Genomic DNA, 20,099 nt, shown 5'->3' on the forward strand with positions numbered 1-20,099 from the left:
ACATCCAACCAAACTTTCTTTTATATGCTTTTTTGCTCCCAACTTGGGAATAAATAGTTCATACACTTACGTTTAATTATCTGTTAAATTGGGGAAATATAATTCAATCGACGATGACTTTATAACTAGGATGGGTATGATGAGAATTAAGGTAAAAAAAATAATATATTACCTGATTAAATTAAGAGGGAAAATCTTTATACCATTTGCCATTTTATACATATTAGTTGCAGCATATATTGCTTTTTCTATAGAGCCACAGACGTTCGAATCATATTTAACTTCAGTTTACTGGGTTCTTACAACGCTTGCTACGGTTGGTTTTGGTGACTATGCACCGGTCACAGATCTTGGAAAAGCATTTACCATCGGTCTATACATAACGGGTATTGGGCTTGTTAGTCTTTTTATTGGAAAAATCATTAAATCTGTATATCTTATCGAAAAACGTAAAGTTGGTGGAAAAATGAAATATACAGGTAAAAATCATATCATTCTGATTGGATGGAGTGAAAAGTCAAAATCAGCAATTCAAGAAATTTTTAAATCTGATGAAACCATTGATATTGTTATCATTGATAACCTGGAAAAATCACCCATGATGGAGGAGCGTCTGTTTTATGTTCGCGGGGATGCCACCGATGAAGAAACATTACTCCGTGCAAATCTGCCTAAAGCAAAAGGCGTTATCATTTTTGCTGACCAAATAACACAAGATAATTATGCTACAAAGGATCCGTTACTTGTCGATGGAAAGACATTATTAGTTGCCACTGCCATAACGTCCATTGAAGAAAAAACCAATACGCCAATACACGTCACCGCTGAGGTAATCAATCAAAAGCATATTCGTTTATTTGAGCGTGTAAAGGTGGATGAGTTTATTCCTACACAAGAAATGATCTCCCACGCAGCAGTACGATCATTATTTTCTCATGGAGTCACTCACATGTATTCAGAACTCATGAGCTCAAAGTATGAAGAGGCGATGTATGAGATTTCTAAACAAGATGAATGGCGAACCTATCGTGATGCATTCATGGACCTTCTAAATAAAGGGGCCACACTGGTAGCAGATCGTGGTGATCTTAACATAAACCAAAAATTAGATGCACGAATTCCTGATGATGCACAGCTTTTCATTATTTGCGATAAAGAGACCATTTCCAAAATAAATTCAAAAATACATTAGAATCAGGAATCTTTAGGGATGCTATAATAGCATCCCTCAGTTTGTAGGCAAAAGGGTTTTATCTAAAGTTAAAACTAAGTTGATTGGAGCGGGTGTTCGGGCCTCCTGCTTAGAAAAGCGAGTGCATCTCGTTCCCAATCAACTTGCCTGCAAATATGCATCCTTAAATGAATAAGCTTTTAAAACAAAAAAAGAACCTTCAATCAAAGATCGATTAAAGGTTCTGTTATTTTTAATTTCAATGATGCTTCGATATCCAAAAATTAACTATAAACTAGCTCTTTTTTTTTGCTCAGACCAAGCGTCTCTGATGTTGAAGTTTGAATTTCGTGCAAAAGCTCTGTATTTTCCATTAGTGACTCTCCATAAGAAGGAATCATTTCTTTAATTTTCGGTTCCCACTCTTTCATGCGTTGCGGGAAGCATTTATTAATTACCTCAAGCATAACGTGAACAGCAGTAGAAGCCCCTGGAGAAGCACCTAGCAATGCTGCAATAGAGCCATCGGATGCACTTACAACTTCCGTACCAAATTGAAGTGTACCTTTGCCGCCTTCAGCAGTATCTTTGATAACTTGTACACGTTGGCCAGCTACTACTAAATCCCAATCCTCGCTCTTAGCGTTCGGGATGAACTCTCGTAACTCTTCCATGCGCTGTTCTTTCGATAACATAACTTGCTGGATCAAGTATTTTGTCAATGGCATCTCTTTTGCACCTGCCGCCAACATAGTTAAAACATTATTCGGTTTTACGGAAGTTATTAAATCGAACATTGAACCTGTTTTTAAGAACTTCGGTGAGAAGCCTGCAAATGGTCCAAATAGCAACGATTTTTTATTGTCGATAAAACGTGTATCAAGATGCGGAACAGACATTGGTGGTGCACCAACTTTAGCTTTTCCGTATACTTTCCCATGATGCTGTGCAACAACTTCCGGATTATTACATACCATGAAGTATCCACTTACCGGGAATCCTCCGATATGTTTCCCTTCAGGAATGCCGGATTTTTGCAGTAAATGCAAGCTTCCGCCCCCGCCTCCGATAAAGACGAATTTAGCATTATGACGTTCTACGCTACCGGTATCGACATTACGCACTTTTAATTCCCATGAGCCATCACTGGCACGTTTAACATTATCAACACTATGTTTATATTTGATATCGACGTTTTGAGCCTTTAAGTGGTCAAACAACATGCGTGTCAGAGCACCGAAGTTAACGTCTGTACCGTAATCAATTTTTGTTGCCGCTATAGATTCATTCGATGGACGGTCTTGCATAATAAGTGGAATCCATTCCATCAGTTTTGCTGGGTCATCGGAATACTCCATACCTTGGAACAGAGGATTTTTGGACAGCGCTTCAAAACGTTTCTTTAAGAACGCTACATTGTTATCCCCTTGCACCATACTCATATGAGGCAATGGCATGATAAAGTCTTGCGGATTATCAATCAGCTTACAGTTTACAAGATACGACCAAAACTGCAATGAAACTTGGAACTGTTCATTTATTTTAATTGCTTTGCTAATATCTATAGATCCGTCAGCTTTTTCGGATGTATAGTTAAGCTCGCACAGCGCAGAATGTCCCGTACCCGCATTATTCCATTCGTTAGAGCTTTCTTCTCCTGCGTTTGCAAGCTTCTCAAATACTTTGATTTCCCATTCCGGTGCTAACTCTTTCAGTAATGATCCCAAAGTCGCGCTCATGACTCCGCCGCCAATTAAGATAACGTCTGTTTGTTTCTGTATGTTGCTCATTATAACCTTCCTTATCCCCTATATTTGCAAAAAAGATGTAGGCGCTCCTGCTTAGGTGTCAAAAAAAGCCCGGCACGAACTAGGAACACACCTTTTCTGTCTCCTTATAACTATATCATAATCTATTATTATTATTTCATAGATTAAAATATTCTACTATTACTTTTTTTGTTAAAATGTTGATTTTGAAAAGAAATTAGCTTAAACTTATCCGCCCCGATAGTCGCATTAAAAGATTTCTTCAGCAACTCCCCATCATTGAAGGAAGAAACTGTTAGTGAAATAATATTGACAGATTCAAAAAAGCCAGGAAAATACACATTTATTGACAAAAACAGAAGGAAAATTAGAACTTTCTGTAACCATTTCCCTAAAAAACTAGGGCCTTCCTGAAATTGCTAAACTCTTAACTTTTTAACTAGTATCATAAATTCCACCCAATTATTAGATATTATAACAATACCAATAATTACTGAAAATTAAACCAGTATAAGGTAATATCACCGGTAATATTCTTAATTTTAAGACTTATCTCATAGTCCCTCATTAATATAATTTCTTAACTTATTGCTATTACAAAAAAACATTATTTCTCTTATTTTCGCAAAAAGATATTTTCAACTTTATGTTCCGACCCTTTTTTCAAGATGAGTTTTGCCCGTCCTTTTGTCGGCAGTATATTTTCATGTAAATTTTTCAAATTAATTTCTTCCCAAATTTGAGTCGCTTTTTTTATGGCCTGTTCTTTAGAAAAGTCAATATAACGATGGAAATAGGATTCGGGACTTTGAAATGCAGTCTTTTGAAGTAAAAGGAACCTTTCGACATACCACCGCTCTATGTCGTTAACATCTGCATCTACATAGAGTGAGAAATCAAAAAAGTCACTGACGAATACTTGATTTTCCTTGTCAACTTGAAGAACATTAACACCTTCCACTATTAAAATATCCGGATTACAGATCGTCTGCACTTCATTTGGCAAAATGTCATACTTCAAATGTGAGTAGATTGGAACTTCCACTTTATTTTTTCCCGCTTTTACATCTCCGATAAGATTGATTAATTCTTGGGTATCATAACTTTCAGGAAACCCTTTTCTTTTCATCAATCCTTTTTCTTCCAAAAGATCATTTGGGTACAAAAAACCGTCGGTAGTGACAAGACCTACGTTTCTGTGATTATCCCATCTGGATAATAAAGTCTGAAGCAACCTTGCAGTCGTACTCTTTCCTACAGCAACACTCCCTGCAATCCCAATGATATAAGGTACTTTTTTAGCATCAGTTTTTAGAAATGAAGAAGTGGCTGTGTTAAGCTGCTGAGATGCCTCAACATGTAAATTGATCAAACGGGTCAAGGGCAAATAAACCTCTTCCACTTCCTGAATGGATATTTCTTCATTTATTCCTTTTAAGTTATCCAATTCTTCTTCAGTTAAAGGAAGAGGGGTATGGTTTCGCAAAGATGCCCACTTTTTTCGATTGAATTCAAAATAGGGAGTATAGGAACTCATGATTTTTCGTTACCTCACTTTTTAGAGTTACTATCAGTTTAACAAGGATGATGTCCATAAAAAAGAAGTTCCTGATCCCTTATTCACTAAATTGATTAAGCTTTGAATGATAACCCACCTGTCTCCAAAGCTTCCCTAAGTTTCGGTAAAGAAGCTGGTCCCATACCGTGGAATTTCAAAATCTCTTTTTCACTATATGCTGATAGCTGTTGTAAAGAGGTTACCCCATTGCTTTCCAATGCACGTCTGGCAGGTGCCGAGAGCACTGAAAGGAATCCTGTATCAGGTTTTCGTTCCTGCTCACATACAGGGCAGGTCGGACAATCGCTGGATTTATAGTATTTGTGCCCCTTTTCGCAAGTCCTCAAATTCTTCTTTGAAGTGGTCATTGTCAATTTCTCCTTTTCTTAAGAATTTTAAGTACAAACATAAAAAGTTCACCATTCACAATGAAGCAACCATTTTAATCCATTTTATCATTAATTTCATTGGAAAAGGGCTGCCGCAGCAACCCTTTGCAAAACGCAAAGTGAATGATGGATTAACCCACTTTGTCCTCCTTCTTAGCCTCCGTTTGAGCATTTGCTTGTACACGCTTGTCTATTCCAAAAGCGAAATAACTGATTGCTACGATAGCCAGAAAACCTATTCCAACCATAAGAGATATACGTGTGTCATCATTAAACCACATACCGATCAATACCATGATCAAGAAAGCGATGGTCAGGTAGTTTGTAACAGGTGCAAACGGCATCTTGAATGGATGATTGTGCATTTCAGCTTTTTTGACCTTCCTGAATTTAATTTGACTGATCAGAATGACAAACCATGGAATCATTCCAGGAAGTACACTCGCACTGTATACATGCACAAATAAATTTTCTGGTGCAATATAACTTAAAACAACCCCAATCGCTAAACCGACGATCACTCCGAACGTACCGAATAAAGGGACACCGCTATTAGATACTTTTGCAAAGAACTTTGGCGCTTGTCCATTCACCCCTAATGTGTAAAGCATGCGTCCTGCACTGTAAATACCACTATTGCAGCCAGACATTGCAGCCGTAATTACGACAAAATTAATGATTCCGGCTGCTGCCGTGATACCAACCTTCGCAAAGGTCGCAACAAATGGACTGCCAATCGAACTTAATTGATCCCAAGGGTAAACGGTTACAATAATGAAGATCGCACCGATATAGAAGATTAAAATACGCCAAATGGTACTTTGAATCGCTTTGGTTATCGTTTTTTGCGGATCTTTTGCTTCACCAGCCGTAATCCCGATTAATTCTACACCTTGATAAGCGGCAACCACCAGTGAGAGAGCAAAGAAGAAGCCCTTCCAGCCACCTGTAAATAAACCGCCATGTTCCCAAAGATTCGATAACCCTAAGGCTTCCCCACCGTTACCGATCCCAAAGAAAATCAGTCCAAACCCTGCAACGATCATTAAAATAATCGTTACGATTTTAATCAGTGCAAACCAAAATTCAATTTCCCCAAAGGACTTAACGGAAATCAAGTTCGCTGCTCCAAGAATCACCATTGCAATTAAACCTGGAATCCAAGCAGGGAGATCAGGGTACCAATACTGCATGTACGTCCCCACTGCAATAATTTCTGCCATCCCGACGATAACCCACTGGAACCAGTTACTCCAAGCTGTCATATACCCTGCCAATGGATGAATGTACTTATAACCAAATGTTGCAAATGAACCTGTACTTGGCTCTAAGTACAACATTTCCCCCATTGCGCGCATGATCAAGAATATAAATAAACCAGAGATCGCATAAGCTAACATTACAGACGGACCTGTCCATTGAATCGTGCTGGCTGAACCCATGAATAAACCGACACCAATCGTTCCGCCCAAAGCGATCATCTGAATATGACGACCTTTCAAGTCCCTATTCAAATCTTTGTTTGCCATTCCATTTCCCCCTACACTACTAATAGTCGAAATTTTATGCAAGATGCTTATTACACTCCCTAATTAGTATAGAAATGATATAGCAGGCACCACTTTATTTAATCTTTCTTAAAGCCGCCTCATAAAATCACTCTTCACTTTTAAGCATTCCTGACAGTTGGAAAGATTACTATCCATTTTCATGTTAATTCTTTCTTCTGTCCGAGGTGCCATAGAAAGCGCTTACTTTTTACCGGTTATAACAAGTTCACCCCTTAAACGTAAAAATTCCCCTGTATAAAATAACTCGAATAAAAGAGTTTTGCAACTCTTTTATTCGGCTGGCAGGTTTATTACGCTGTTACCAAAAGGGACTTTAATCTCAGCTTTAACAACATATCATTGGTCATTTTCTCCAAATCATATTCCGCCTTGAATCCCCACTCTTCCTTTGCACATGTTGAATCAATTGTATTTGGCCAACTGTCTGCAATGGATTGTCTTACAGGGTCGACTTCATAATTCATGACAAATTCCGGTATATGCTTTTTAATTTCGGCAGCAATTTGCTCCGGATCAAAGCTCATGGCAGAAACATTGAAAGAATTCCGATGTTTCAATTTTGATGCATCTGCCTCCATTAAAGCAATGATGGCAGCTAAAGCGTCCGGCATATACATCATGTCCATATACGTTCCCTTATCAATGTAAGAAGTATATCGCTTGTTTTTAATCGCTTCATAGTAAATTTCAACTGCATAGTCGGTAGTTCCGCCGCCAGGAGGCGTGACATACGAAATCAGTCCCGGGAATCGAAGCCCCCTCGTATCAACACCAAATTTATGATGATAATAATCACATAATAACTCTCCGGATACTTTATTCACGCCGTACATCGTATTCGGCCGTTGAATGATGTCTTGCGGTGTCCAATCTTTAGGAGTGGTTGGACCAAACGCACCAATGGAACTAGGTGTGAATAATTGGCAATCGAGTTCTCGTGCCGTTTCCAAAGCATTGACCAATCCGCCCATGTTTAAATGCCAAGCTAAAAGCGGCTTCTTTTCAGCTGTTGCCGACAATAAAGCGGCCAAATGTATAATCGTATCCACTTCATGTTTTTTTGCCATGTTAAACATCGCTTTTTCATCCGTAACATCCAAAACTTCAAATGGACCTGATTGAGCAACATCGCTGTCCGTTTTTCGGATATCTGTCGCAATGATATTGTCAGCTCCATAAACCTCTCTCATTTTTAGCGTCAGTTCTGAACCAATTTGACCTAAAGCTCCCGTTACCAAGACCTTTTTCATCAAAAATCCCTCCCCATGTTTTAAACTCTGAAACAAGCAATCTACTTATATGATCGACATCTCTTTTCCTACTTTTTCATAAATGGCCAATGCGCTATCCAACATCTCTTTTGTATGAGCCGCAGTAGGCATATTCCTCACTCTTCCTGTACCTTTTGGAACGGTAGGGAATACGATGGATTTAGCATACACACCTTCTTCATTCAGCCTCTTGCTGAATTGCTGCGTTTTTGCTTCATCACCTATAATGCAAGGCGTAATCGGTGTTTCACTCTCCCCGATATCAAACCCTAATTCTTTTAGGCCTTTTTTCAAGTAATCGCTATTTTCCCAAAGCTTATTTTGAAGTTCTGAGCTATTCATCAAAATATTGATGGCTTCTATGCTAGCTGCAACTGCTCCCGGTGTGGCAGCCGTTGAAAATAAAAATGGACGGCTTCTCACCTTTAACCAATCAATCAAATCTTTCTTTCCTGCTACATAGCCCCCCACAACACCAATGGCTTTGGATAATGTTCCAATTTGGAAATCCACTTTATCCGACAACCCAAAATGCTTAACCGTTCCTGCACCATTACCTAATACACCCGAACCATGCGCATCATCAACATACGTAATTAAGTCGAACTCTTCGGCAATCTTCACAATTTCAGGAAGTTTGGCTATATCCCCATCCATCGAGAACACTCCGTCGGTAATGATCATGATCTTGTTATACAATCCGGACTCCTTTGCTTGACGTGCTTTTGTCCGTAAATCGTCCATGTCGGAATGGATAAAGGGAATGATTTTTGCCTTGGATAGTCGGCATCCATCAATGATTGAAGCATGATTCAGTTCATCTGAAAGAATGGCATCATTTTTATCCATCACTCCTGAAATCGCTGCCATATTACAGTTAAATCCAGATTGATAAGCAATGGCTGCTTCTGTATGCTTAAACTCGGCGAGCTTTTCTTCCAATTTGACATGAATATCTAACGTTCCGTTGATCGTACGAACGGCACCTGCACCGACACCATATGTTTTCGTCGCTTCTATGCAAGCCTCTATTAATCGTCTATCTGTTGCTAAACCTAAATAATTATTGGATGATAAATTAATTAGCTCCCTGCCCGCAATCGTGATAACCGGACCATTAGCACCTTCCACTGGATCAATAACGTTGTAAAGTCCCTTTTCTTTTAAATCTTCCAAATTTTCTTTCAAAAATTCATTTAATATTTCACTTGACATTTAATATACCCCCTTATTGATGGTTGGAATAAATGCAGGATTTTTTTATGTTTTACACCTATTTTAAAAATATTGTATTTTTTCCCTTTTTTCCAAAAATACACGTGTCTTCTCCAAAAACACACACAGTATTAGTGCAAATCCCTTTATACTAAGTGTTATAACACTCATAATAATGGATAATTTTAATGTTGTCCATATTGTGTGGACAAAAAAATTTGAATTTTTGTAGTTCTTACAATCAACATCCGCCTAAAATGCGTTTATATCAATGAAAACACGAAGAGAATTTCATCAATTTTCCAAGGCAAACGATGTTATATCTACTGGTTTTTTGGAGACCTTAACCATTAACCTAATTAAGGAGGGGTATAGTGAAAACGGAAGATGAAAAAACCGCAGAAGGTCTAAATGAGATTTTTGAGATTATCAATGCAAAAGGTGACATTGGAGAATTAAAAGAAATCATCCAAAAACCTGATGAACAAACAAATGAAGACAAGTAAACCAAGGGGAGACCTTTCAGTTTGTTGACAAAAGGAAGTTCAGAATGGTTCATTCCTGATCATGAACTGTTTTTGGGGCTTTTTTCCCTCCCCAGGCAATCGCTTTCCTCGGGGGGCTTTGCGCCTGAGGGGTCGCTTTTTTAAGCAGGAGTCCCGTTCACCCGCTCCAATCAACTGGATTGTTTTTTAAAGATAAAAACCGCAGGCAAACCCGAGTTCTTCCAATTCGTCCATAGTCAGCAAGGGGATTAATTATCCTCTTTTTTGTCTGTTTTACATTGTACTAATGGACGCTTAAGTCCATTACAACAATACAAAATGAGCTGATGATCAGCTCGGATATTGAATTGAATCACACGTCCAAAAAACAAAAAAGTCATGCAAAAGAATGGGATAAAGGGGCTAAGAATAAGGATTTTCCCTATTTCTCTTCCTTGTCCACAATCGATGCATAACTAACAAAATTACTCCTCTACTGCACTAATCCTATGACAATAATGCTCCCATAAATCAGATTTCCATGTCCCACCGTTCCGCATTTGCAACAAATACATCAAAGTCATGATTATCAATTCTTGCTCGATCACGTTCATTTGTAATATCCAATTTGAAGACTTCTATATCCAAGCCCCGTTCCCGCACCTCCCTCATAAGATCCGTTTTCTGGGAAGTGATTTCCGTTGTGGCAATTACACGGTGCCCCTGCTTTGCTAACCCGAGTGCAGCTCCTCTTCCAAGCCCGCTGCCCGCTCCAGTAATGAAAATTGTTTTACCCATCTTTCATTCATCAAGCTTCTCTATGTCTCTTCTTCCCATAAACGAATGGTAAAAACCATTTAAAATGGTCTGCGTGTTTATCCATTCTTTTAAAAGGAAAAAAACTATATCAAGTTTATTCCTGCATCTATATTCAAGTTAAGCGCATAATTAACAAGTAGAGATATCCAGAGAAATAAAGGAGAATGACTATGAATTATCAGAATATCACGATTGCCGGCAGCGGCGTTTTAGGTAGTCAGATCGCATTTCAAACTGCAGTCAAAGGGTTCAACGTGTCAGTTTATGACATCAATGATGAAGCATTAGAACGTGCAAAAGATAGGATCATTAATTTGAAGCCCTACTATAAAGAAGACCTTGGAGCTGCGGAGGAAGATCTTAATGCTGCTTATGCCCGCATATCTTTCCACAGTGATTTATCTGCGGCAGTTGCCAAAGCTGACCTTGTGATTGAAGCGATTCCGGAAGTGGTTCAAATCAAAACGGATTTTTACACAGAGTTAGGAAAAGTCGCTCCTGAAAAAACAATTTTCGCTACAAACTCTTCTACATTATTACCAAGCCAATTTGCCGAAGCGACAGGCCGCCCAAAAAAATTCCTGGCTTTACACTTCGCTAATGAAATCTGGAAAAACAATACCGCAGAAATCATGAAACATCCTGGAACGGATAATGAAGTGTTCGAGGAAGTGATCGAATTTGCAAAAGCGATTGGAATGGTTCCTCTGCCTTTACATAAAGAGCAGCCAGGCTATATATTGAATTCCTTATTGGTTCCTCTTTTGGATGCTGCCCAAATGCTCTTATTAAAAGGAGTGGCTGATACGGAAACCATCGATAAAACGTGGATGGTCGCAACAGGAGCACCTCTTGGACCTTTCGCCATTTTAGATGTGGTAGGAATCAATACCGCTTATAATATTTCACTTGCAAAAGCGAAAGCGACAGGTGATCCAGAAGTTGAAAAGCTGGCTAACCTATTGAAAACGGAGTATATCGATAAAGGGAAAATCGGAAGAGAAGCAGGAGAAGGCTTCTATAAATATCCTAACCCCAATTTCGCAAAACCAGACTTTTTAAGAGGCTAATGAACTCGTATTTACTATGCAGAGGGTGTCCTGGGGGTGCCTTCTGTTTTTAAATGATTTCTCACTTCCTAATGTCTTCGAATAGAAAAAGACCCTGAAATCGGAAAAGTACTTTTCACGAAATCAAGGCCTAAATATCATGATGTGCACCATAAAAACAGTACCGAACCCTTATCCCCTATATCTCAAAGTTAATCCTTTTAAGAAATTCCTGGCGTATCGATCTCCGCACTCTTTATAATTCCTATGACCCACTTTTCTTAATATAGCGCTTAATTCCCCTTTGGTTATCATGACTCCTGCTTCTTCCAAAATATCAATCATATCCTCACTGGTTAATGATAATGCTATTTTCAGTTTCTTCAGAAGGATATTATTTACACTTTCCTTATGCTTTACAGCCAGTGCCTGACTTTGAGGCTGACCAGGTTTTGGCTCTTGTCTCCCTCTTTTAAAAATGATCAAACCATTTAAAAAGGACTCTAGCATCATGTTATTGCAGTTTACCCCATCATCAGCTTCATCCAAATCATCATATTCTTCATATTCATCATAATAATCATCTTTTGGTTTTGTGAGCATCTGCATGACTTCTTCCATTGTCACTTCGATCTCCCCAAGTTTAAATATCTCAACCATATCTTTATTTTTAATATCCAACGCATATCTTAATCGAATTAATATATCATGATTATGCATCCAAAACCCTCCTATGTATTTCTCGATTTTCACAGTACTTTCATTATTTCACAAATGGTTGGAAATAAACGCAGATTAAAATCCGAGAACCTTTTACAGATTCCCGGATCACTCTGCTTATTCTTTAATCAGCTTCAATGAGGTTACTACTTCCACATGGCTCGTTTGCGGGAACATGTCCACGGGCTGCATGGCCTCCACTCGATATGATGAGCCCAGTTCTTGTAAGTCCTTCGCCAATGTGGACGGGTTGCATGATACGTACACTATGGTTTTCGGTTTAACTTTCAAGATTGTCTGCAGTAAAGATTGGTCACAGCCGGATCTTGGCGGGTCGACGACCAGTACGTCCGGTTTCCAGCCTTCTTTGGTCCAGCGTGGAAGGATATTCTCGGCTTTGCCTGTTTCATAGTATACATTGTTGCGTTTATGTTTTTTGGCATTTTTCTTGGCGTCCTCAATGGATTCTTTGATGACGTCCATTCCTCTGACTTCCTTGGCGTTTTCAGATAGCCATAGCCCAATGGTTCCAACACCGCAATAAGCGTCAACCACTTTTTCCGTGCCGGTTAAGGCTGCTGCTTTTTTCACTTCATCATATAAGCGAACAGTTTGAACCGGGTTAAGCTGGAAGAATGTACGGGCCGATAGTTCGTATGATAGGTCACCCAATGTTTCGTTGATGACTTTTTCGCCTGCCAGGTGAATCGTTTTTTCGCCAAAGATCAGTGATGTGTCCCGGTTGTTGATGTTTTGTACGACCGATTTCACTTCTGGCAATTGGTCACGAATTTGTTTTAGCAACTGATCTTTTTGTGGAATTTCCTCCGCTCCCGTAACAAGGACAACCTGGACTTCACCTGTTTCAAATCCTACCCGTGTAATGACAGTACGGATGACACCTTTTCTTTTTCTTTCGTTATAAATCGAGATGTTCAGGTTCTTCAGTATCTTTTTCACTGTACGTGTTACCTTATTCGTTGCCTTATGCTGTACAAGGCAATTCGGGATATCGATCAGTGTATGGGAATTCATGCCATAAAGGCCTGCAATCAACTTGCCATCTTTTTGGCCAACTTGGTACTGACTTTTATTGCGATAATTCCAAGGATCTTCCATGCCGATCGTTTCTTTTATATTTAATGAAGAAACTGGGAATTTTGAATGACGTTCCATCGCTTGAATGACGATATCGCGTTTTTCAACAAGCTGCTGGTCATAGCTCAAATGCTGCAACTGACAACCACCGCATTCAGCGTAAACTGGACATGGCGCAGCAATGCGATGCGGTGATTCTTTACGGATGGTTTTTATTTTCGCCTCGGTGAAGTTTGGCTGAACCTTTGTAACCAAAGCTACAATTTCCTCACCAGGTAATGCTCCTGGGACGAAGACGACTTTCTTTTTGAAATAACCGACTCCCTCTCCGTTAATTCCCAGCCGTTTAATCGTAAGGGGAAGGGTTTGATTCACTTCTAGTTTTGTATCTTGAATGTTTGTCATTTCTTTTCACTCCGTTTTTCAATGCTTCTCCACAAATAGAGGGAAGCGTAGCTTAGATATGGAGCCCATTTCACACTATAGGACTCCATTTCTTCTTGGGTTGGCTTTTGCGGTAAGCCATATAATATTTTCAAGGCATTTTGAATGCCAATGTCGGCTTTAGGAAATAGGTTCGGCCGGCCAATTCCAAAAAGCAGGAAGTTTTCAGCCGTCCATCTACCGATACCGCGTATTTTTATTAGTGTATCCATAACCTCTTGATCGGATAGCTTTTCCATTATATCAAGGTTGAGATGGCCCTGAATGATCTGCTCGGAAAGTCCGATGACGTATTCCGCTTTCCGGCCACTGAATTGAATGGCTCTTAATTGCTCGATTTGTAGTTGGGCGGTTGTTTCCGGTGTCGGATAAAACCAGGCGCCTTCCATCTGGAAGCCGAAGGTTTTAACGAATCGTTCCGTGAGCGTATGGGCAAAAGATAAGTTCAATTGCTGATGTATGATGCATTTCACGAGGCAACTGTAGTAATCGAAGTCCAAGACGATGGCAGTACCGCGGTGCTCTTCGAAGATTTCCCGCAAATCGGATTCCCGGAAGTGCCGGGAAACGCCTTCCAATGGCTCATGCCAATGAAAAACCTTTTTTAACCGTTCGATTGCTTTTGACTTGTACACCTCTGATTGACCTTTGATGATAAAAGATGGTTCATCGATATTTCCTATTGCCTGAACCTGCAAAACGATCGGTTCTTTTTCTATATATAGCGGAACTTTTACCGTCCTGTTAGTAAAATCAACTACCTGAAGTGGGTCTAACGATAATCGTTCGAGAACAAGATCGAAATTATAGGGTCCTTGAACCTGTAATTTTTCTGTCCACACAAGCGATCCATCCTTTAGCAGTTTTCCACGTATTATAGCATGTTTCCTGAAATATTACTTGAAATTGAGAAGAATGGATAAAAGCGGGACCTGAAATATCACGACAGGACCCGCTTCTCATTTTAATAAAGCATTCGGTTCGGCAACTGTTTCTCAATCATTAATTCATCAAGGCTACCAAAAGTGTACCCCTGTTTTTCAAGATCCGTCAGAATCGAGTCCAATGCTTCCGCATTATCCTTCGATACGGTATGCAATAATAAAATCGCGCCGGGATGAATCTGCTTAAGCACTTCATCATGTGCAAAAGCAGCACCCTTTTGTTGATCTACAATCCAGTCCCTATATGCCAGTGACCAGAAGATGTGGTAATACCCTTCTTTTTTTGCGACCCTCATTGTTCTCTCATTAAATACGCCACGAGGCGGCCTTAAATAGTTCATTCCCTTTTGCCCCGTTAATTTTTCCGTTGCTTCTTTTACCCGCTCAAGTTCGGTGCGGATCACATCGTCCGTCACGCTGGTCATATCCGGATGGTTCCATGAATGGTTTCCTACGATATGCCCCTCATTGGCCATACGGACAACAAGCTCAGGTGCCGTTTTTAAGTAATGACCCGTGACAAAAAAAGCTCCAGGAGCACCATGTTTCTTCAGAACATCTAAAATCTGGGCCGTATAGCCATTTTCATAACCGTTATCAAAGGTTAAATAAACGACTTTTTTCTTTGTATCCCCCTTATAAATCGCTTCATATTCAGGCAGCATTTCATTGAATTTTTTTCCGGCATCGGCAGGTGTACCATTTTTCCCTTTATTGAACCCCCAATTATAGGATTCTGCAAAAGCTGGACTGGCCAAAGAGCATATCAAGCATATAAAAGCGGATAAAATCACCATTTTTTTCATTGGAACATCCCCCATGTCTTTTTTCTTATTGTTTGGAACATGGAGATTTATATGCATGATATTGTGAAGGTCGAATTCCTTCCGCAAAACAAAAAAAAGGCCCTTCCTCCGAAAAGGATAGGCCTCCATGTTCTGTTTATCCTTTAAATAACGCTTGTGCCGCCTTCCAAATAATGGCGATAGCGAAAATGAGAACGATTACAATTCCGACTACGTCAAGGAATGTTTCAAGACCGGAGAAAATCGTGTTTGCCACAGGAAGTTGGATGAAAGCAAAACCAGTTATCATGGCGAAAAAGAATAAGATGTAGTTATTCTGCATGAAAATCCCTCCTTTCTCTTCTAATGTATGTGCAACCATTCCAAAAGATTGTACTTTTCTGAGGTAATTTTCGCCTTTTTTTTCATATACATGTACCAAGGGGGGAATGTAATGCTGGAATGGGTTATCACTCTTGGCTTTGTTGGTTGTCTTGGTTTAAGTGGTGGAGTGTTTGTTCATTTTGTGAAAAGCGGATTGAATTTGGAGGATTCATCAAGGATCGATCCACTGCCGGAAATCAAAGAGTAAGATATGCAAAAGACGCTCAACCTTTTGGTGAGCGTCTTTTGCCAAACATTTATTTAAATACCGGTTCTTTGAATTGTGCCAATTTTTCCAATGAAGATTGCTGAACGTCTTTATGCAGGCTGTTTCCATGTGAATCCATGGTAACTACTGCAGTGAATCCTTCAACATTCAGATGCCACATTGCTTCTGGAATACCAAATTCAGTGAAGTTCACACCCTCGACGGATTTGATGCAGTCTGCATAATATTGAGCAGCCCCGCCGATTGCATTTAGATAAACGCCGCCGTGTTCACTTAATGCTTCTAGTGTTTTTGGTCCCATTCCGCCTTTACCGATAACTGCACGGATGCCGAATCGCTTCATGATATCGCCTTGGTATGGTTCTTCACGAATACTTGTTGTAGGTCCGGCGGCYTTCACATGCCATTTGCCCTCTTCATCCTTCAGCATAACTGGTCCACAGTGATAGATGATTTGTCCATCCAGGTCGATTGGTGCAGGATTTTCAGATAAGTGCTTGTGGATGGCGTCACGGCCTGTATACATTCTGCCATTAATATGAACTACGTCACCCACTTTTAATTCACGGATTTGTTCTTCCGTGATTGGTGCTTGCAGGGTGATTTCACGGGAAGCTTCAACGTCCGATTCTGCAGCGGCTGCCACTTCATCCTTCGCTGCTTTTTCTGCTTCCAGAGCAAAGTCGATTTTCTCGCCTTCTTGATACAACCACTCATTGATTTCGCCTGTTTCAGGATTGACTTTCACTCCTAAACGGCGGAACGCCCAGCAGTTGTAAGCAACGGATACGAAAAAGCTTGCCGGAATACGGTGCATGACACCGATTTTACATCCAAGCAGTGTAGTTTCGCCGCCAAAGCCCATCGTGCCGATGCCCAATTCATTAGCAGTCTTCATGATGTAATCTTCAAGTTGACGAAGATCTTCATTCGGATTCACATCTTCATTACTGCGGAAAAGTTGAGCCTTAGCCAGATCATATCCGGATGAACGGTCCCCTCCGATACCCACGCCGATGAAGCCGGCACTGCAGCCTTGTCCTTGTGCTTGGTAGACAGAGTGAAGGATACATTTACGGATTCCGTCCAAATCACGGCCCGCTTTTCCCAATCCTTCAAGTTCCATAGGCAGACTGTATTGGATGTTTTTATTTTCACAGCCGCCGCCTTTTAAGATGAGACGAACATCAATATAGTCTTTTTCCCATTGATCGAATTTAATGACAGGAAGACCTTCCCCAAGGTTATCCCCGCTATTTTCACCCGATAAAGAATCAACTGCGTTTGGACGAAGTTTTCCGCCTTTTGTCGCTAAAATGATTGCATTTCGAATTGCTTTTTTTATTTCAAGTTGGTTCACGCCAACTGGAGTTTTTATTTTGAAAGTCGGCAGACCCGTATCCTGGCAAATCGGTGATACATTGTCGTCAGCCATTGTAATATTATTCGTGATGGTGGTCAGGCTCAATGCAGAACGAGTACCTGCATTTTCACGTTGTTTTGCACTTTTGACCGCACGACGAACATCCTTTGGAAGATTCGTTGAAGTTTCAACGATAAGACTGTACATACTTTCTTGGAATTTTTGAATATCCAAATTTCTCTTCCCCCTCTTATTTCCCCTAGATTAGATTTAATCATTTCCCTGCTTCTCTATAAATAGTGAATGATTCACACCCGTTTTATTATACATCTAACATAATCTTTCGAAAACAAGTAATTATTTTTCTTAATGAACAGCAATTTAGAGAGAAATGAGTAAAGCGCCAGAAATAGCCCATATGTTAAATTTCATCACCAAACATTTCCATCAAAAAAGGACGACGAAGTTTCTCGTCATCCCTTCATGAATATTAACATTGAAAAAATCATACTATCGAAACAGATATTAGTCTTCGCGGGTTTTGAATTGTTCCACTTTGCCTTCCAAATCATCTATCATGCCGATTAAACGGTCTATATCTTCCAACTCCGTATTTTCCGGTTCGATATGATCAAGAACTTCCATGAACATCGTGAGGCGTTCTTTTAAGTATGTTAATTGTTCGTTTTTACCTGTAATGGATTTTCCCATGAGGCACTCTCCTTCCGTTCTTCTTTCATCGTAACGAAATCTGCTTGAAAGTGCAATGGCAAGCTATAAATGCAGCTCTCCGCCATTTGACAATTTTTGTCCCCATTGTTCATAATGGGTTAGTGCATTATTACGTAAGGAGTTTTAAATATGTCAATAATCAAGCAAGATCTTTTAACACCAATTACACCCAAGTATGATCCTTGGGAAGCATATATGGACGTTGAACAATATGGAAAACTCAGCCTTACCAATGTGGAGTTCACCACCACCACCCTTTGCAATATGCGTTGTGAGCATTGTGCCGTCGGTTACACACTCCAGACCAAGGACCCGGATGCACTGCCTCTGGAATTACTGATCCAGCGCCTTGATGAGATCCCTTTGCTTCGCTCGCTCAGCATTACTGGCGGGGAACCGATGCTTTCAAGAAAACAAGTGAAGAATTATGTTTTGCCTCTATTGAAATATGCCCGTAGTCGCGGGGTCCGGACACAAATCAATTCCAATTTGACCCTTGACTTGGAACGGTATGAGGAAATCATTCCTTATTTGGATGTTCTCCACATTTCCCATAATTGGGGAACGATCGATGAATTCATTGATATCGGCTTTGCCATGATGGACCGAAAACCATCCCGGGAACAGCGAAAGAAATTATTTGATAAAATGATCGAAAATTCCCGTGCGCTGACAAAGGCTGGTGTACTGGTATCTGCGGAAACGATGCTTAATAAACGTACATTGCCTCATCTTGAGCATATACACAGGCAGATCGTCGATGAAATGGGATGTCAAAGGCATGAAATTCATCCGATGTATCCAAGCGATTTCGCTTCGGCACTTGAAACTTTATCACTGGACAAAATGCGTGAAGCGATTCATCATTTGCTTGATATCCGAGATGAAAATGTTTGGATGCTTTTCGGTACCCTGCCATTTTATCCTTGCAATAACAGTATAGAGGATATTAAGCTGCTTCAACGCCTTTATGGTTCACATAAAGTGACTGTGCGAAATGATCCTGATGGACGATCACGGTTGAACATCAATATTTTCACCGGGGAAGTGATCGTGACCGATTTTGGGGACGCGCCTACATTAGGGAATATCAAAGATCAGCCCTTGACCGAATCCTATGAAACATGGATGAATTCGAAACTGGCCAATGAATTGAATTGCCACTGCCCGGCAGTCAAATGTCTAGGCCCGAATGTACTCGTCAAAAATGCATACTACCCGAAAGAGGACTTCAGGATCAGAAAGTCAACCATATGAAGAAAAACTCGCCAATCCGGCGAGTTTTTCAATTTACCTGGGTTGCTGTGAGACTGTAAAACTGAAGGAAACATGGTCCTGAACCGGTATCCATGCACCGATGCCTTGGGAAGTGATGTTCTTTATCGTAATGGTTCTTTTATTTCCTTTTAGGTTCAAATACACTTCCCCATATGTGACCTTGCCTTTTTCATTTACGGCGGAAGCAAAACTGGATAAGTAACCAATCCTATTTGACGCAACATTGTATACTTGATCTTTTTTCGTACCAGCTCCAATGATCGTTTCAAAAGCCAAAGGCAAATTCGTTTTCTCGGTGGCTTTTAACAGCATCATCTTTTGAACATCCTCAGCCTTAGGAATTTTCGCCGTCAGACCGCCACTCACTGCCTTCTGACTTTCCTGGACATAACGGATCTTATATGGAACTTCACCGCCGCGATTATCATAGTAATTCGTATTGATTTTTTGGTATTCCCAGTTTGGTGCCGTTTCCGAAGACTCATAATTCAAGGCCCAATGACCAAGGTAAATGGTCGCCCTGTATCCAAAGGCAAGCGGGGCCTTTGCAATTGCGGATTCATTCAACATTTGGATGAGTTCTGGATTTTCAATCTTGATATCCGACGATTCGATCAATTGTTCGGCAAGATTACTTGGCTGCAGCATCGGAAGATCCTGGGTCGGGTTCGGATACGTATTCTCCTTTGCAATATTCAATACGGAAGGAGGAATATTCACCTTATTCGGATTTGCTTTGACTTCTGGTATATCTGCTGCAAAACTTACATTCGCCTGTATGAAGGCAATTAGGGCAATCATCGTAATAAGAATAGTTCTTCTCAT

General features: G+C 40.2%; 20 protein-coding genes. 5 read left to right on the forward strand and 15 right to left on the reverse strand.

Annotated features, from left to right (window positions below):
• The first annotated feature begins 139 nt into the window (after positions 1-139).
• Positions 140-1,192 carry a potassium channel family protein gene (locus tag AC1DVB_RS04520; protein ID WP_057278638.1) on the forward strand — a complete coding sequence of 351 codons (1,053 nt, stop codon included), beginning with the start codon at positions 140-142 and terminating at the stop codon, positions 1,190-1,192.
• A gap of 263 nt (positions 1,193-1,455) precedes the next feature.
• Here the strand turns inward: AC1DVB_RS04520 and AC1DVB_RS04525 are convergent, their stop codons facing one another.
• The 6 genes from AC1DVB_RS04525 to AC1DVB_RS04550 form a co-directional block, all read right to left on the reverse strand.
• Positions 1,456-2,961 carry a malate:quinone oxidoreductase gene (locus tag AC1DVB_RS04525; protein ID WP_034305633.1) on the reverse strand — a complete coding sequence of 502 codons (1,506 nt, stop codon included), beginning with the start codon at positions 2,959-2,961 and terminating at the stop codon, positions 1,456-1,458.
• Positions 2,962-3,556: 595 nt separating this feature from the next.
• The gene (gene coaA, locus AC1DVB_RS04530; protein WP_095678659.1) at positions 3,557-4,477 is read right to left on the reverse strand and encodes a type I pantothenate kinase; all 921 of its coding nucleotides are present in this window, start codon (positions 4,475-4,477) and stop codon (positions 3,557-3,559) included.
• Between the two features lie 95 nt (positions 4,478-4,572).
• Positions 4,573-4,866 (reverse strand): RNA polymerase alpha subunit C-terminal domain-containing protein, encoded by a 294-nt coding sequence (locus tag AC1DVB_RS04535; protein WP_191929811.1) that lies wholly within the window; start codon positions 4,864-4,866, stop codon positions 4,573-4,575.
• A 152-nt stretch (positions 4,867-5,018) separates the two neighbouring features.
• Positions 5,019-6,416: an amino acid permease gene (locus AC1DVB_RS04540; RefSeq protein WP_057278635.1), complete on the reverse strand. Its 1,398-nt coding sequence runs from the start codon at positions 6,414-6,416 to the stop codon at positions 5,019-5,021.
• 332 nt (positions 6,417-6,748) lie between these two features.
• Positions 6,749-7,708 (reverse strand): L-threonine 3-dehydrogenase, encoded by a 960-nt coding sequence (locus AC1DVB_RS04545; protein ID WP_053533708.1) that lies wholly within the window; start codon positions 7,706-7,708, stop codon positions 6,749-6,751.
• Positions 7,709-7,753: 45 nt separating this feature from the next.
• Positions 7,754-8,944, reverse strand: coding sequence for a glycine C-acetyltransferase (locus AC1DVB_RS04550; protein WP_053533707.1), 1,191 nt, complete (start codon positions 8,942-8,944; stop codon positions 7,754-7,756).
• Between the two features lie 374 nt (positions 8,945-9,318).
• Here AC1DVB_RS04550 and AC1DVB_RS04555 point away from each other — a divergent pair, with 374 nt between their 5' ends.
• Positions 9,319-9,450, forward strand: a complete 132-nt coding sequence (locus AC1DVB_RS04555; RefSeq protein ID WP_477588321.1) for a hypothetical protein — start codon at positions 9,319-9,321, stop codon at positions 9,448-9,450.
• Between the two features lie 510 nt (positions 9,451-9,960).
• Here AC1DVB_RS04555 and AC1DVB_RS04560 read toward each other — a convergent pair.
• Positions 9,961-10,227: an SDR family NAD(P)-dependent oxidoreductase gene (locus tag AC1DVB_RS04560; protein WP_477588323.1), complete on the reverse strand. Its 267-nt coding sequence runs from the start codon at positions 10,225-10,227 to the stop codon at positions 9,961-9,963.
• A gap of 191 nt (positions 10,228-10,418) precedes the next feature.
• On the opposite strand from AC1DVB_RS04560, the gene AC1DVB_RS04565 reads away from it, so the two are divergent.
• On the forward strand, positions 10,419-11,318 hold the full coding sequence (locus tag AC1DVB_RS04565; protein ID WP_477588325.1) for a 3-hydroxyacyl-CoA dehydrogenase: 900 nt from the start codon (positions 10,419-10,421) through the stop codon (positions 11,316-11,318).
• Positions 11,319-11,489: 171 nt separating this feature from the next.
• Here the strand turns inward: AC1DVB_RS04565 and AC1DVB_RS04570 are convergent, their stop codons facing one another.
• The 5 genes from AC1DVB_RS04570 to AC1DVB_RS04590 form a co-directional block, all read right to left on the reverse strand.
• Entirely contained in the window at positions 11,490-12,017 is a 528-nt protein-coding gene (locus tag AC1DVB_RS04570; RefSeq protein WP_477588327.1) for a YehS family protein, read from the reverse strand.
• Between the two features lie 117 nt (positions 12,018-12,134).
• The gene (gene rlmD, locus AC1DVB_RS04575; protein WP_057278632.1) at positions 12,135-13,520 is read right to left on the reverse strand and encodes a 23S rRNA (uracil(1939)-C(5))-methyltransferase RlmD; all 1,386 of its coding nucleotides are present in this window, start codon (positions 13,518-13,520) and stop codon (positions 12,135-12,137) included.
• On the reverse strand, positions 13,517-14,401 hold the full coding sequence (locus tag AC1DVB_RS04580; protein ID WP_057278631.1) for a DNA-3-methyladenine glycosylase family protein: 885 nt from the start codon (positions 14,399-14,401) through the stop codon (positions 13,517-13,519). The genes rlmD and AC1DVB_RS04580 overlap by 4 nt, the downstream gene beginning before the upstream one ends.
• 122 nt (positions 14,402-14,523) lie before the next feature.
• Positions 14,524-15,309 (reverse strand): delta-lactam-biosynthetic de-N-acetylase, encoded by a 786-nt coding sequence (gene pdaA / locus AC1DVB_RS04585; protein WP_057278630.1) that lies wholly within the window; start codon positions 15,307-15,309, stop codon positions 14,524-14,526.
• 136 nt (positions 15,310-15,445) lie between these two features.
• Positions 15,446-15,631 carry a hypothetical protein gene (locus tag AC1DVB_RS04590; protein ID WP_034306471.1) on the reverse strand — a complete coding sequence of 62 codons (186 nt, stop codon included), beginning with the start codon at positions 15,629-15,631 and terminating at the stop codon, positions 15,446-15,448.
• Between the two features lie 111 nt (positions 15,632-15,742).
• Here AC1DVB_RS04590 and AC1DVB_RS04595 point away from each other — a divergent pair, with 111 nt between their 5' ends.
• On the forward strand, positions 15,743-15,880 hold the full coding sequence (locus AC1DVB_RS04595) for a hypothetical protein (protein ID WP_164468808.1): 138 nt from the start codon (positions 15,743-15,745) through the stop codon (positions 15,878-15,880).
• Positions 15,881-15,929: 49 nt separating this feature from the next.
• On the opposite strand, the gene AC1DVB_RS04600 is transcribed toward AC1DVB_RS04595, so the two are convergent.
• Together AC1DVB_RS04600 and AC1DVB_RS04605 are read right to left on the reverse strand one after the other, a co-directional pair.
• Positions 15,930-17,498, reverse strand: coding sequence for a fumarate hydratase (locus tag AC1DVB_RS04600; protein ID WP_034305659.1), 1,569 nt, complete (start codon positions 17,496-17,498; stop codon positions 15,930-15,932).
• 291 nt (positions 17,499-17,789) lie between these two features.
• On the reverse strand, positions 17,790-17,975 hold the full coding sequence (locus tag AC1DVB_RS04605; RefSeq protein ID WP_034305661.1) for an SE1561 family protein: 186 nt from the start codon (positions 17,973-17,975) through the stop codon (positions 17,790-17,792).
• Between the two features lie 150 nt (positions 17,976-18,125).
• Here AC1DVB_RS04605 and yfkAB point away from each other — a divergent pair, with 150 nt between their 5' ends.
• Positions 18,126-19,253, forward strand: coding sequence for a radical SAM/CxCxxxxC motif protein YfkAB (gene yfkAB, locus AC1DVB_RS04610; RefSeq protein ID WP_095678661.1), 1,128 nt, complete (start codon positions 18,126-18,128; stop codon positions 19,251-19,253).
• 33 nt (positions 19,254-19,286) lie between these two features.
• On the opposite strand, the gene AC1DVB_RS04615 is transcribed toward yfkAB, so the two are convergent.
• Positions 19,287-20,099, reverse strand: coding sequence for a YfkD famly protein (locus AC1DVB_RS04615; RefSeq protein ID WP_034305665.1), 813 nt, complete (start codon positions 20,097-20,099; stop codon positions 19,287-19,289).

This window comes from Peribacillus sp. P4_D6 (assembly GCF_056401795.1).

Coding starts and splice junctions, on each gene's coding strand:
- AC1DVB_RS04595 (WP_164468808.1), top strand. CDS start 15,743: ATGCTGGAATGGGTTATCACTCTTGGCTTTGTTGGTTGTCTTGGTTTA.
- AC1DVB_RS04525 (WP_034305633.1), bottom strand. CDS start 2,961: ATGAGCAACATACAGAAACAAACAGACGTTATCTTAATTGGCGGCGGA.
- yfkAB (WP_095678661.1), top strand. CDS start 18,126: ATGTCAATAATCAAGCAAGATCTTTTAACACCAATTACACCCAAGTAT.
- AC1DVB_RS04590 (WP_034306471.1), bottom strand. CDS start 15,631: ATGCAGAATAACTACATCTTATTCTTTTTCGCCATGATAACTGGTTTT.
- AC1DVB_RS04565 (WP_477588325.1), top strand. CDS start 10,419: ATGAATTATCAGAATATCACGATTGCCGGCAGCGGCGTTTTAGGTAGT.
- rlmD (WP_057278632.1), bottom strand. CDS start 13,520: ATGACAAACATTCAAGATACAAAACTAGAAGTGAATCAAACCCTTCCC.
- AC1DVB_RS04615 (WP_034305665.1), bottom strand. CDS start 20,099: ATGAGAAGAACTATTCTTATTACGATGATTGCCCTAATTGCCTTCATA.
- AC1DVB_RS04545 (WP_053533708.1), bottom strand. CDS start 7,708: ATGAAAAAGGTCTTGGTAACGGGAGCTTTAGGTCAAATTGGTTCAGAA.
- AC1DVB_RS04535 (WP_191929811.1), bottom strand. CDS start 4,866: ATGACCACTTCAAAGAAGAATTTGAGGACTTGCGAAAAGGGGCACAAA.
- AC1DVB_RS04550 (WP_053533707.1), bottom strand. CDS start 8,944: ATGTCAAGTGAAATATTAAATGAATTTTTGAAAGAAAATTTGGAAGAT.
- AC1DVB_RS04605 (WP_034305661.1), bottom strand. CDS start 17,975: ATGGGAAAATCCATTACAGGTAAAAACGAACAATTAACATACTTAAAA.
- AC1DVB_RS04520 (WP_057278638.1), top strand. CDS start 140: ATGAGAATTAAGGTAAAAAAAATAATATATTACCTGATTAAATTAAGA.
- pdaA (WP_057278630.1), bottom strand. CDS start 15,309: ATGAAAAAAATGGTGATTTTATCCGCTTTTATATGCTTGATATGCTCT.
- AC1DVB_RS04570 (WP_477588327.1), bottom strand. CDS start 12,017: ATGCATAATCATGATATATTAATTCGATTAAGATATGCGTTGGATATT.
- AC1DVB_RS04540 (WP_057278635.1), bottom strand. CDS start 6,416: ATGGCAAACAAAGATTTGAATAGGGACTTGAAAGGTCGTCATATTCAG.
- AC1DVB_RS04560 (WP_477588323.1), bottom strand. CDS start 10,227: ATGGGTAAAACAATTTTCATTACTGGAGCGGGCAGCGGGCTTGGAAGA.
- coaA (WP_095678659.1), bottom strand. CDS start 4,477: ATGAGTTCCTATACTCCCTATTTTGAATTCAATCGAAAAAAGTGGGCA.